Genomic DNA, 11,330 nt, shown 5'->3' on the forward strand with positions numbered 1-11,330 from the left:
GAGTTCGGAGTACTCGGAAAGTGTCGCCGGGAGGGTGGTCTGCGCAGCGATGACGTATTCCTCAAATTTGACTAGTCGGGGACACGATCGCCGACTGTACCTGATCGCCGAGGCTTCGGGGTGCGGTCGGGCTGTGGCGTGAGTCACTGTTCAGAGGGGGGATGTTCTCTCCGGAGGGAGTGGCCGACGGGTCTCAGGGGCGCGTCGGGGATCTCAGAGTTGCGACGGGAGCACAGGGTGCGTGAGGGACCTCAGGGGGGCGTAAGGGTACGGCCTCAGGGACGTCTCAGGGTCGCGGTACGGAACCGCCGGGAGCGCGGGCCCGTTTTCAGGACAGAGAGCGGCAGTGGCCGCGAAGGAGGCGACACCATGTCGAAGAACGCCAAGGTCGCAGCAGGGGGTGTGGCGGCCGGGCTCATCCTGCTGATCTGGCTGCCCTGGTGGGCCGCCCTGCTCATCGTTCTGGGAGTCCCGGCGGCCGCGTACCTCACCCTGGACCCCGCCCAGCGGCGCAGGCTGCGCCGCGTCACACGCAAGGAGATCGGCCGCTGAGGTGCTGACGCGGCGCCGGCCGCGGTCCTGACGGTCGTGCGGGCCGCGGGCGGCGCGGTGGCCCCGCGCCACCCACGCGGTCCGCGCGTCCAACGCCGACCGGGAGCAGGACAAGGACCGGCCGTGGTCTTTCGGACCTCCTGCCGCCCGGACCGTCGACGTGCGTGCCGCCGCGGGCCGTGCGGTAGCGGTGCGGCTCGCCTCGCCCGCCGGTGTCGACCAAGTGCGTGCACACGTCGGAGCCGGAGGCCTCGGCGCCGGGTCAGCTCGGCCGTACGGCCATCGCGTCGAGGGACTCCAGGAGTCCGGGCAGCAAGGGACCCCGGCCCACCGGCAGGACCTCACCGGGTTCTTCGTCGAGCAGGATGAAGGCGATGTCGTCGGTTCTGGCGACGAGCGACCAGCCGGGGCCGTCGGCACGCAGCGTCCGCGCGTCCCCCGGCGCGAACGACGACCGGATCCGGCCGAGCGGCGGAGGCGTGTCGACGTAGGCGCGGGCCTCCGCGAGCACCCGCCGGACACCGCCGTGTCCGGACCGACCGGCGTCGGCCTTGACCGCGGCGTCCGCCTCGTCCGCGGCGTCGGTCTCGTCCGTGGAGTTGTTCTCGACGTCCTCGCCGGCGCCCGCGCTCCCCACCGACCCACCGCCCGGTGTGCCGCCCGCCGAGCCGTCGTCGCCGCGCGCCGCCAGGAATTCCGCGTCGTCGACCTGTTCCCGCCACTGCGTCCACCGCAGGGCGATCTCGTCGGCTCCCAGGCGCCGCTGCGCGGGCCCCCAGGCAGTGGTGTCCGGCGGCGACAGCGCGGGCCGGCCGGCCGACTCGGGGCCGGGATCGTGCGGTGCGGGCAGGCCGGGGGCCGCCACGGCGACCGCGAGAGGCCAGCCGGGCAGCGCGGCGACAACCGTACGCTCGTCCGGCGACAGGTCGTGCTCCATGCCGCAGTCCCAGGACGCCACGGCGACGGCGACCAGCGAGACGTCGTCGATGACGACGGTCCACCGGGCGCCGTCACCGTCCTGACCGAGGACCAGGCCGTAGCCGTCGGCCAGCGGTGGGAGACCGATCGCCGCGCACGCCTGCGGATAGTCGTCGCCCAGCACACTCGGAAACTGCGCCGGTGTCAGCAGCGCCGCCGTGAGCACGTAGAGCGCGTCGTCCGCGGTGGCGACGGCATCCTCGTCCGTCCCGGCCATCCCAGCCTCCCCATCGGTTCGCCCAATGGCGCGCACCCTAGTGCGGTCGGGAAGCCGTTGTCACGACTCCCAGACGCACCCGAGCTGCGGCTCTTCCGGATGGACGGGGGCGAATCGCCCACTCGCGCCGGACCGTGGAGTCAGCCCGTGGGCAGTCCCAGGAGCTCGCGGGCCACGACCCGGGGCGACTGGCCGCGTTCCCGCGCGAGCGTGAGCACGGCCCGGCACGCCAGCTCGTTCACGCCGAACGACAGAGCCTCCGGTGACACCCAGCCCGCCGCCTCGTCGATCCGCTCCTGGTCGTCGTCCGCACACGCCGAGACGTACGCGGCCGCGGCCTCGAACAGGTTGTGCGCGCGCTGCCCCCCTCCCGTGTCGCCCTCAGTGCGCCGAGCGGCGCGAGTTCTCTTCCAGACCTCGCGGATCCTGCCGAACAAACGGACCACCCCTCCCTGCCGACGGCCAGAGCCGTACGTACATCTCCCCCTGTTCCACGTAGTGTTGACACTCCGGAGGCAGAAGGGAACGGTCACGGTGAGGCGTTTCGAACGGCTGGCACAGATCCGGCGGATGGACCCGTACGCGGACGCTTCGGAGATCTACCGCCTGGCTTCGGCCTACGAGTTCCCCTGGGACTTCGCCCGCGCCCTCGAGCTGGCGCTCTACCGCACCTACGCCGTTCCGAGCATCGGCCGGTTGCTCGCCGGGACGGCGGAGTTCACGGACCGGCCGCAGAAGCGGTACGACGACACGGCGCTGCTGCTCGATGCCGTGGTCGAGCACGGATTCGGCAGCGAGCAGGGTCGCACGGCCATCCGGCGGATCAACCAGATGCACCGCAGCTACGACATCACCAACGACGACATGCGGTACGTCCTGTGCACGTTCGTCGTGACTCCCAAACGCTGGATCGACACCTACGGATGGCGAAGGATGTCGCGCCACGAGACCATCGCCTCCGCGGTCCACTACCGCACGCTGGGGCGGCACATGGGCATCAAGGACATTCCCGGTTCCTACGAGGAGTTCGAAGCCTGCCTCATCGCCTACGAGCAGGCCCACTTCGCGTGGGACGAGGGGGCGCGCCGGGTCTCCGACGCCACTCTCGACCTCATGGCCTCCTGGTACCCGAGTGCCCTCGCCCCGCTCCTGCGGACCGGGACCCTCGCCCTGCTCGACGAGCCGCTCCTGCGGGCCTTCCGGTACACCCCGCCGGGTCCCGCCACCCGCGCGCTCGTGCGCCGCGCCGTGCGGCTGCGCGGCCGCGCGGTGCGCCTGATGCCGCCGAGGCAAGCGCCGCACCACGCCCGGCAGAACCGGGAGATCAAGGGCTATCCGCACGGGTACCGGCTGGCGGAGCTGGGCACCCGCCCGGTCCCGGGCGTACGGAGCTGCCCGGTCCGCCACCTCGGCACGTCAGGCGCCGAGTGAACCGATCGCCGCGCGCAGCGGAGCGGTTCTCGTCGGTGATGTCGCGCTGCGCGGGCTCGGCGATCCGACGGCGCGGCTCGTGCCGGCCCTCCTCGGTGAGCGTCAGGACGTGACGCGGGGCGGCCACAGGGCCCGGCCGTGGGGTATGCGCCAGGGGGGCGCAACCCGCGCGGGCGTATGTGCACGGGCTCGGATCGGTCTCGTCCGTGTACCGCGCCTCGGCGGCGGTCGCGGGAGGGAGCCGACCGCTCCGACTCGGTCAAGCGGTCGGGTCCTCGCGCACGGCCAGGGCCAGGAAGCGGGCGTTCTCGTCGACGTACGACGTCATGCGCCACCCGGAACCGGCCAGCAGCGGCCGGAGAGTGGACTCGGCACGCAGGTCGTCCGGGGTGATCCGCCGCCCCTGACGGGCCGCGAGGGCCGCCCTTCCGATCGGGTGGAACAGCGCCAGCACACCGCCGGGTCTCACGACGCGAGCCAACTCCCGCAGGTTCTCCGCGGGATCGGGCAGGTGCGCGACGAGGCCCGCCGCGAACACGGCGTCGAGCGACCGGGACCGCAGCGGCAGCGCCGCGACGTCGGTCAGCAACAGCTGTCCGTCACGGTCCCTCGCCGCCCGTACGGCGGCCTGGAGCATGGCAGGTGTCAGATCGGCCCCGACGACGAGGCCCGACGGTCCCACGGCCGCGCGCAACGGGGGCAGGGCGCGTCCGGTGCCGCAGCCCGCGTCGAGCACACGGGCCCCCTGGCGCAGGCCCAGCGCGGCGACCGCGGCCGCGTAGGCGGGACCGTCGTCGGGAAACCGGCTGTCCCAGTCGGCGGCGCGGACCCCGAAGAACTCCTGGACGTGCGTGTGGTCGTTGCTCATCTCCGCATGATCCCCCAAAGGCACGGCAGGTGCCGCGGGGCACACGTTCGAACGTGGTGCGATCGCTGCGTCGCCTTCCTGGAGCAGGCAGCGACAACTTGCGGCGTCCTTCCCCGCAGTGCGCCCTTGCCGGGACCGGCGTCCCGGGGCCACGGGACAACTGAACCACGCCGCCCCGGGCCGGCTGCCCCCGCGCCGGCACACCGCTACGACGACCAGGGAGCCCCGCCTGCGCGCCCCGTCCTCGCGCCGGGAACCCCGGTCGTGCTGTGAGACGCCCGGCACCGCGACTCGGGGAAGGAGGTGCCGATCCTGCCCGTCGAGTGTGCCGGGCGGACGCACACCGCCCGGCTGCTCGACTCCACGCGCTGACCGGAGCGGCTCTCCCGACCGGGACGGCCTCAGTCCGCCACGGCCTTCTGGGCCAGGACCTTGTCCACGGGGACACGGACGAGAAGCTCGCCCGGAACGCCGTTGCGGGCCCCGAACTCCTCGGCGCGCTCCTCACCCATGTACCGGGCCCCGATTCGGGCGGCCCAGTGCCGGAGGTCGTCGAGGTCCTCCGAGATCCGGGCGCTTCCCCGCAGCACCACGAAGCCGAAGGGCGGCCGGTCGTCGTCCACGCACAGGGCGACCCGGCCGTCACGGACCAGATTGCGTCCCTTCACGGTGTCCTTGCCGGTGTTGAACACGACGTCGTTCCCGTCCAGCAGGAACCAGATCGGCGCCACATGCGGGCTGCCGTCCGCCCGAACGGTCGCGAGCTTCCCGGTGCGGGTGCCGTCCGAGACGAACGCCCGCCATTCCTCATCGGTCATCTTGTGCGCCATGTCCCCATCCTCCTTGCCCGCAGCACGAGCGTGGTGAAGGCTGGCGGGCAGATCCTCCGACCAGAGGGGGCGACCATGCACACGGGGACAACACGGGGAGATCGGATCATGGTGCAGAACCAGGGACTCGGCTGGCTGCTGGACGACCTGACCGAGCGCGTCGAACACGTCCGGCACGCGTTGGTCCTGTCCAACGACGGGCTGGTCACCGGAGCCAGTACGGGTCTGCGACGCGAGGACGCCGAGCACCTCGCCGCCGTCTCGTCCGGACTGCACAGCCTGGCCAAGGGCTCGGGCCGCCACTTCGGCGCGGGACAGGTACGCCAGACGATGGTCGAGTTCGACGACGCAGTGCTGTTCGTCACCGCCGCCGGCTCGGGCAGTTGCCTGTGCGTGCTCAGCGGCGCGGAGACCGACATCGGGCAGATCGCCTACGAGATGACGCTGCTCGTGAACCGGGTCGGTGAGCACCTCGACATCGATGCGCGACAGCCAGGCCGCATAGCGCCCACAGAGCTCTGACCTGGGCATTCAGCGCACCCGTGGGGTGGGCCGCGGAGTTGTCCACAGGCCTGCCACGAATGTCGCGCCAGCGGCTACGGTTTTGTGTCAGGCGGGCGCGGACGGCGTCGGCCGCACACTCCACGGGGGAGACGAGCATGTCCGGCAACACCATCGGGCACGAGACCACGGCCACCACCGAGCAGGTCGGCGCCACGTGCGGCACCAGTCGCGACAACCCGCTCACGCCGGGACGCGCGGCACGAGAACTCGGCCTCGAGCGCCGTGACTTCGACCTCGCGGTACGTCTCGGCCGCATCCCTTCGACCCGGCCGAGGTCTCGGAGGTCGTCAGGGACCCCTACGAGCGTTCCCATATGAACCGCTTCCGTCCGCCGCCGCCGGTCCATGGCTCGCCCGGCTCCCCGGCCGCGCAGCTCGTGGAGGAGATCATGACGGCGGGCGACCCGGACGAGATCGGCTGGCTCCGCACGGACCTGGCGGGCGCGGTGGAAGCCGCTCGCGGTCGGCGCCCGGCGCCACGCCCGGCCCTTCGCCCGGTGCCGCCCCCGCCCGACCGGGAACCCACCCGGTACGAGGCGGAGCCGACCGGACGGTTCCGCGGCCTGTTCGGCCGGCTGTGGCGCAGAGCCGCATGACCTACAGGGCCCGGAAAAGCCCTTCCTGGACGACCGAGACCAGCATGCGCCCCTCCGTGTCGTAGATCCGCCCCCGGGCCAGGCCCCGCCCGCCGGTGGCGATCGGCGACTCCTGGTCGTACAGGAACCACTCGTCCGCGCGGAACGGCCGATGGAACCACATGGCATGGTCCAGCGACGCCATGTCGAAGCCCCGCCGACCCCACAGGGGTTCCACCGGGATGCGCACGGCATCCAGGAGGGTCATGTCGCTGGCGTAGGTCAGGGCGCAGGTGTGCACGAGCGGGTCGTCCCCGAGCGGACCGACCGCGCGCATCCACACCGCGCTCCGGGGCTCGGCGCTGCGGACGTCATCGGCGTTCCAGCGCAGCCGGTCGACATAACGGATGTCGAAGGGCTGGCGGCGGGCCATCCGCTCGAACTGCTCCGGCAGCGCGCCCAGGTGCTCCCGCACCTCGTCGGCGACCGTCGGCAGGGACTCGGGATCCGGCACCTTGCGGGCCGGCGGCAGCTGGTGCTCGAAACTCCCCTGCTCAGGCTTGTGAAAGGAGGCGGTGAGATTGAAGATCGTGCGGCCCTGCTGCACCGCGGTGACCCGGCGGGTCGTGAACGACCGCCCGTCCCTCACCCGTTCCACCTGGTACACGATCGGGACGCCCGGGCGTCCCGGGCGCAGGAAGTACGCGTGCAACGAGTGCACCGGGCGGTCGCCCTCCGTGGTGCGGCCCGCGGCGACCAGCGCCTGGCCGGCCACCTGGCCGCCGAAGACCCGCTGCAGCGACTCCTCGGGACTGCGGCCACGAAAGATGTTGACCTCGATCTGCTCCAGGTCGAGCAGGGCGACGAGGCTCTCGGCCGGGTTCGTCATCAGCGGGATTCTCCTGTGTTCACAACTGGCCGACATCGGTGACGCGGACGACCGCCCGGCCCTCGGCGTCGGAGGCCGTCAGGTCGACCTCCGCGCTGATGCCCCAGTCGTGGTCGTCGTTCGGGTCGTCGAAGATCTGCCGCACACGCCACAGGCCGTTCTGCGGCTCCTCCTCGATGACCAGCAGCTTGGGACCGCGGGCGTCGGGACCGGTGCCGAGGTCGTCGTACTCGTCCCAGTACTTGTCCATGGCCTCGCCCCACGCGTCGGCGTCCCAGCCGGCGTCGGAATCCATCTCGCCCAGCGCCTCGACCTGGTCGAGGGCTGCGAGCTCGACACGGCGGAACATGGCGTTGCGGACGAGGACACGGAACGCGCGCGCGTTGGCGGTGACCGGCCGCACCTGGTCGGCCTTCTCCTGCGCCTCCTCGGCGGTCATCTCCTCCGGGTTGGCGAGCTGCTCCCACTCGTCCAGCAGGCTGGAGTCGACCTGGCGCACCATCTCGCCGAGCCACTCGATCAGGTCCTGCAGGTCGTCGGACTTCAGATCGTCCGGCACCGTGTGGTCGAGGGCCTTGTAGGCGCTCGCGAGGTAGCGCAGCACGATGCCCTCGGTACGGGCCAGTTCGTAGTGGGAGACCAGCTCGGTGAAGGTCAGTGCCCGCTCGTACATGTCCCTGATGACGGACTTCGGCGACAGCGGATGGTCACCGACCCAGGGGTGGCTCCTGCGGTAGGTGTCGTAGGCGTGGAAGAGCAGTTCCTCCAGCGGCTTCGGGTACGTGATGTCCTGGAGGCGCTCCATGCGCTCCTCGTACTCGACGCCGTCCGCCTTCATCGCGGCCACGGCCTCACCGCGCGCCTTGTTCTGCTGGGCGGCGAGGATCTGCCGCGGGTCGTCCAGCGTGGACTCGACGACGGACACCATGTCCAGCGCGTACGACGGCGACTCCGGGTCCAGCAGCTCGAAGGCGGCCAGGGCGAACGTGGAGAGCGGCTGGTTCAGCGCGAAGTCCTGCTGAAGGTCCACCGTGAGACGGACGATGCGTCCCTCGGCGTCCGGCTGGGCGAGTTTCTCGACGATGCCGCCGTCCAGCAGCGAGCGGTAGATGGCGATCGCCCGACGGATGTGCCTGAGCTGCTGCTTGCGCGGCTCGTGGTTGTCCTCCAGCAGGTGCCGCATCGCCGCGAAGGCGTCGCCGGGCCGGGCGATCACCGACAGCAGCATGGTGTGGGTGACGCGGAAGCGGGACGTCAGCGGTTCCGGATCGGAGGTGATGAGCTTGTCGAACGTGCTTTCCGACCACGCCACGAAGCCCTCGGGAGCCTTCTTGCGGACGACCTTGCGCCGCTTCTTCGGGTCGTCACCGGCCTTGGCGAGCGCCTTCTCGTTCTCGACGACGTGCTCGGGCGCCTGGGCGACGACGAAGCCCTCCGTGTCGAACCCGGCGCGCCCGGCCCGGCCGGCGATCTGGTGGAACTCCCGGGCCCGCAGCGTCCGCACCCGGGTGCCGTCGTACTTGGTCAGCGCCGTGAACAGCACCGTACGAATGGGGACGTTGACGCCCACGCCGAGCGTGTCCGTTCCGCAGATCACCTTCAGCAGGCCGGCCTGCGCGAGCTTCTCCACCAGCCGCCGGTACTTGGGCAGCATGCCGGCGTGGTGGACACCGATGCCGTGCCGGACATAGCGGGACAGGTTGCGGCCGAATTTCGTGGTGAAGCGGAAGTTTCCGATCAGCTCGGCGATCCGCTCCTTCTCCTCACGCGTGCACATGTTGATGCTCATCAGCGCCTGTGCCCTTTCCACGGCCTGCGCCTGCGTGAAGTGCACGATGTAGACGGGAGCCTGCCGGGCCGCCAGCAGATCGGTGAGGGTCTCGGTGAGCGGCGTGTAGCGGTACTCGTAGGAGAGGGGCACGGGCCGCGTGGCCGAGCGGACCACCGCCGTGGGACGGCCGGTGCGGCGCGCGAGGTCCTTCTCGAAGAAGGAGACGTCACCGAGCGTGGCCGACATCAGCACGAACTGGGCCTGCGGCAGCTCCAGCAGGGGAATCTGCCAGGCCCAGCCGCGGTCCGGCTCCGCGTAGAAGTGGAACTCGTCCATGACGACCTGGCCGACATCCGCGTGCTTGCCGTCACGCAGCGCGATGGACGCCAGGACCTCGGCGGTGCAGCAGATGACGGGGGCGTCGGCGTTCACGGAGGCGTCGCCGGTCAGCATGCCGACGTTCTCGGTGCCGAAGATCTTGCACAGTTCGAAGAACTTCTCCGACACCAGCGCCTTGATCGGGGCCGTGTAGAAGGTGACCTCGTCCCGGGCCAGGGCGGCGAAGTGGGCGCCTGCCGCGATCATGCTCTTGCCCGAGCCGGTGGGCGTCGACACGATCACGTTCGCGCCGGAGACCGCCTCGATCAGCGCCTCCTCCTGGTGGGGGTAGAGCGTGAGACCGCGCTCCTGGGCCCACGCCTCGAAGGCTTCGTACAGGGCATCGGGGTCGGCGGTCCGCGGCAGCTGGTCGATGAGGGTCACGCCCCCATCTTGCCTGCCCCGGGTCGTGATGGGGGAATCGGCTGTCCGCATGAAGATCACGAACGCTACGCTGGGTCGCCGACGAGACATCGGTGGACCCGGACAACTGCACAGTGGTACACGAGGAATGGGGCGGGCAACGGCGATGATGGGACCAGCGCACTCACTGTCGGGCGCCGCGGCGTGGCTCGGAGTCGGGGCGGCGACCGCCGCCGCAGGGCATCCGATGCCCTGGCCGGTGCTGCTCGCCGGAGCTCTGATCTGCGCCGGCGCGGCGCTCGCTCCGGATCTCGACCACAAGGCGGCCACCATCTCCCGGGCCTTCGGACCGGTCTCACGGGGATTGTGCGAGATCGTCGACAAGCTGTCGTACGCCGTCTACAAGGCGACGAAGAAGCAGGGCGACCCGCGCCGCTCCGGCGGGCACCGCACGCTGACGCACACCTGGCTGTGGGCGGTCCTCATCGGCGGGGGCACGTCGGTCCTGGCCATCACGGGTGGCCGCTGGGCGGTCCTGGCGATTCTCTTCGTGCACATGGTGCTGGCCATCGAGGGCCTGCTCTGGCGGGCGACCCGCGGCTCCAGCAGCGATGTGCTGGTCTGGCTGCTGGCCGCGACCAGCGCCTGGATTCTCGCCGGGATACTGGACAAACCCGACGGTGGCGCGGACTGGCTGTTCACCGCACCGGGCCAGGAGTACCTGTGGCTGGGGCTGCCGATCGTGCTCGGCGCGCTGGTGCACGACATCGGGGACGCGCTGACCGTCTCGGGCTGCCCCGTGCTCTGGCCGATACCCGTGGGCCGCAAGCGCTGGTACCCCATCGGCCCGCCGAAGGCCATGCGGTTCCGGGCGGGCAGCTGGGTGGAGCTGAAGGTGCTGATGCCGGCGTTCATGCTGCTCGGGGGAGTGGGCGGCGCGGCGGCCCTCAACTTCATCTGAGGGAGGCGGAGCGACCGGCCAGGTCAGCCGGCCCCGCCGGCGCTCTGCCCCTCGCCCGCGCCGTAGCGCCGTTCGAAGCGGGCGACCCGCCCCTCCGAGTCGACCGTCCGCGCCTTGCCCGTGTAGAAGGGGTGGCTTTCGGAGGAGATCTCCACATCCACGACCGGGTAGGTCTCGCCGTCGTCCCACGCGATGGTCTGATCGCTGGTCGCGGTGGACCGGGTGAGGAAGGCGTACCCGGCGCCGCGGTCACGGAAGACGACGGGCCGGTACTCGGGATGCTTGTCCTGCTGCATGGCTTCTCCTCGTGCGGCGCGGATCATCGGGGCGACGACGCGGAAGCGCCGCCGCGGGTGGTGTCAGCCGGGCAGGGAGTCCTCGTCGACGACGTGCATCGCGGCCTCCTCGGCGGAGGCAGCCGCGCCGTCGATGCCCACGTCCAGGGCGACCAGCGCGGGCTCCTCGTCCTCGTGCGCCCCCTCGTCGGGCGCCACGAGCCGACCGGAACGGTCCGTGCCGACCTCGTTGTCCAGCAGTTCGCCGTCGGTGCCGTCCGAGTCGCCCAGTCCGTCGCCATCGGGTGCGAGCACGTCCGGCCGCTCCTCGGCGAGCCGCTGCTCCAGTGTCTCGCCCTGATGGCGCTCGGCGGCAGTCACACCGGTGTGCTCCACCGCCCAGGGGCGCTCGGGCGGGGACCAGCCCCGGTCGAGGGGATCGTCGACACCGTCGTACTCGAGGGTGTCCTCGCCGTCGAGCAGCCCGGTGTCCTCCCTCTGCTCGGATCCGTCGGGCTGGTAGACGTCATCTCCCCATCCGTCGGCGCTGTTCACGGGTACCTCCAGGGGGTGGGGCGGGCCCGCTCTCTCCGTGGACCACGGCGGGCCGCCGCTGCACGGGGCACGGGTGCCACCCGTCGCAGTACCGCACTCGTCCAGGGCCTGCCCCGAGCCGTTG

The 11,330-nt window shown here is 71.4% G+C and carries 12 protein-coding genes and 2 pseudogenes; 5 read left to right on the top strand and 9 right to left on the bottom strand.

Features of this window, described 5'->3' with window-relative positions; translation table 11 throughout:
* The first annotated feature begins 369 nt into the window (after positions 1 to 369).
* The gene (locus ACP4IX_RS09065) at positions 370 to 552 is read left to right on the top strand and encodes a hypothetical protein (RefSeq protein WP_037761886.1); all 183 of its coding nucleotides are present in this window, start codon (positions 370 to 372) and stop codon (positions 550 to 552) included.
* Positions 553 to 814: 262 nt separating this feature from the next.
* On the opposite strand, the gene ACP4IX_RS09070 is transcribed toward ACP4IX_RS09065, so the two are convergent.
* Together ACP4IX_RS09070 and ACP4IX_RS09075 are read right to left on the bottom strand one after the other, a co-directional pair.
* Positions 815 to 1,747, bottom strand: coding sequence for a hypothetical protein (locus ACP4IX_RS09070; RefSeq protein WP_426555205.1), 933 nt, complete (start codon positions 1,745 to 1,747; stop codon positions 815 to 817).
* A gap of 140 nt (positions 1,748 to 1,887) precedes the next feature.
* Positions 1,888 to 2,184: a hypothetical protein gene (locus tag ACP4IX_RS09075; protein ID WP_426518323.1), complete on the bottom strand. Its 297-nt coding sequence runs from the start codon at positions 2,182 to 2,184 to the stop codon at positions 1,888 to 1,890.
* Positions 2,185 to 2,281: 97 nt separating this feature from the next.
* Here ACP4IX_RS09075 and ACP4IX_RS09080 point away from each other — a divergent pair, with 97 nt between their 5' ends.
* Positions 2,282 to 3,178, top strand: a complete 897-nt coding sequence (locus ACP4IX_RS09080; RefSeq protein WP_426555206.1) for an oxygenase MpaB family protein — start codon at positions 2,282 to 2,284, stop codon at positions 3,176 to 3,178.
* Between the two features lie 22 nt (positions 3,179 to 3,200).
* Here ACP4IX_RS09080 and ACP4IX_RS09085 read toward each other — a convergent pair.
* The 3 genes and pseudogenes from ACP4IX_RS09085 to ACP4IX_RS09095 all read right to left on the bottom strand — a co-directional run.
* Positions 3,201 to 3,314: pseudogene (locus ACP4IX_RS09085) on the bottom strand (PadR family transcriptional regulator); the annotation flags it as partial.
* Between the two features lie 123 nt (positions 3,315 to 3,437).
* Positions 3,438 to 4,046: a class I SAM-dependent methyltransferase gene (locus tag ACP4IX_RS09090; protein WP_426555207.1), complete on the bottom strand. Its 609-nt coding sequence runs from the start codon at positions 4,044 to 4,046 to the stop codon at positions 3,438 to 3,440.
* Positions 4,047 to 4,447: 401 nt separating this feature from the next.
* The gene (locus tag ACP4IX_RS09095) at positions 4,448 to 4,876 is read right to left on the bottom strand and encodes a PPOX class F420-dependent oxidoreductase (RefSeq protein ID WP_426555208.1); all 429 of its coding nucleotides are present in this window, start codon (positions 4,874 to 4,876) and stop codon (positions 4,448 to 4,450) included.
* Positions 4,877 to 4,984: 108 nt separating this feature from the next.
* Between ACP4IX_RS09095 and ACP4IX_RS09100 the strand changes: the two genes are divergently transcribed.
* Together ACP4IX_RS09100 and ACP4IX_RS09105 are read left to right on the top strand one after the other, a co-directional pair.
* Positions 4,985 to 5,398, top strand: a complete 414-nt coding sequence (locus ACP4IX_RS09100; protein WP_426518315.1) for a roadblock/LC7 domain-containing protein — start codon at positions 4,985 to 4,987, stop codon at positions 5,396 to 5,398.
* 313 nt (positions 5,399 to 5,711) lie between these two features.
* A pseudogene (locus tag ACP4IX_RS09105) lies at positions 5,712 to 6,035 on the top strand (DUF6397 family protein); the annotation flags it as partial.
* Position 6,036: 1 nt separating this feature from the next.
* Here the strand turns inward: ACP4IX_RS09105 and ACP4IX_RS09110 are convergent.
* Both ACP4IX_RS09110 and ACP4IX_RS09115 read right to left on the bottom strand, forming a co-directional pair.
* Positions 6,037 to 6,903 carry an acyl-CoA thioesterase gene (locus ACP4IX_RS09110; protein ID WP_426518313.1) on the bottom strand — a complete coding sequence of 289 codons (867 nt, stop codon included), beginning with the start codon at positions 6,901 to 6,903 and terminating at the stop codon, positions 6,037 to 6,039.
* A 19-nt stretch (positions 6,904 to 6,922) separates the two neighbouring features.
* Positions 6,923 to 9,436 carry a DEAD/DEAH box helicase gene (locus ACP4IX_RS09115; RefSeq protein WP_426518311.1) on the bottom strand — a complete coding sequence of 838 codons (2,514 nt, stop codon included), beginning with the start codon at positions 9,434 to 9,436 and terminating at the stop codon, positions 6,923 to 6,925.
* A gap of 145 nt (positions 9,437 to 9,581) precedes the next feature.
* On the opposite strand from ACP4IX_RS09115, the gene ACP4IX_RS09120 reads away from it, so the two are divergent.
* The gene (locus tag ACP4IX_RS09120; protein ID WP_426518309.1) at positions 9,582 to 10,376 is read left to right on the top strand and encodes a metal-dependent hydrolase; all 795 of its coding nucleotides are present in this window, start codon (positions 9,582 to 9,584) and stop codon (positions 10,374 to 10,376) included.
* Between the two features lie 23 nt (positions 10,377 to 10,399).
* Here the strand turns inward: ACP4IX_RS09120 and ACP4IX_RS09125 are convergent, their stop codons facing one another.
* Both ACP4IX_RS09125 and ACP4IX_RS09130 read right to left on the bottom strand, forming a co-directional pair.
* On the bottom strand, positions 10,400 to 10,672 hold the full coding sequence (locus ACP4IX_RS09125; RefSeq protein ID WP_426518307.1) for a type B 50S ribosomal protein L31: 273 nt from the start codon (positions 10,670 to 10,672) through the stop codon (positions 10,400 to 10,402).
* Positions 10,673 to 10,735: 63 nt separating this feature from the next.
* Complete coding sequence (locus ACP4IX_RS09130) at positions 10,736 to 11,206, bottom strand: DUF5709 domain-containing protein (protein WP_426518305.1); 471 nt, start codon at positions 11,204 to 11,206, stop codon at positions 10,736 to 10,738.
* Between the last annotated feature and the right edge of the window lie 124 nt (positions 11,207 to 11,330).

It is taken from the genome of Streptomyces sp. WG5 (assembly GCF_049974565.1).
Lineage (GTDB): Bacteria > Actinomycetota > Actinomycetes > Streptomycetales > Streptomycetaceae > Streptomyces.

Excerpts from the sequence above, each read along its gene's own strand:
- ACP4IX_RS09065 (WP_037761886.1), top strand. The coding sequence starts at position 370 with ATGTCGAAGAACGCCAAGGTCGCAGCAGGGGGTGTGGCGGCCGGGCTC.
- ACP4IX_RS09070 (WP_426555205.1), bottom strand. The coding sequence starts at position 1,747 with ATGGCCGGGACGGACGAGGATGCCGTCGCCACCGCGGACGACGCGCTC.
- ACP4IX_RS09090 (WP_426555207.1), bottom strand. The coding sequence starts at position 4,046 with ATGAGCAACGACCACACGCACGTCCAGGAGTTCTTCGGGGTCCGCGCC.
- ACP4IX_RS09095 (WP_426555208.1), bottom strand. The coding sequence starts at position 4,876 with ATGGCGCACAAGATGACCGATGAGGAATGGCGGGCGTTCGTCTCGGAC.
- ACP4IX_RS09100 (WP_426518315.1), top strand. The coding sequence starts at position 4,985 with ATGGTGCAGAACCAGGGACTCGGCTGGCTGCTGGACGACCTGACCGAG.
- ACP4IX_RS09110 (WP_426518313.1), bottom strand. The coding sequence starts at position 6,903 with ATGACGAACCCGGCCGAGAGCCTCGTCGCCCTGCTCGACCTGGAGCAG.
- ACP4IX_RS09120 (WP_426518309.1), top strand. The coding sequence starts at position 9,582 with ATGATGGGACCAGCGCACTCACTGTCGGGCGCCGCGGCGTGGCTCGGA.
- ACP4IX_RS09125 (WP_426518307.1), bottom strand. The coding sequence starts at position 10,672 with ATGCAGCAGGACAAGCATCCCGAGTACCGGCCCGTCGTCTTCCGTGAC.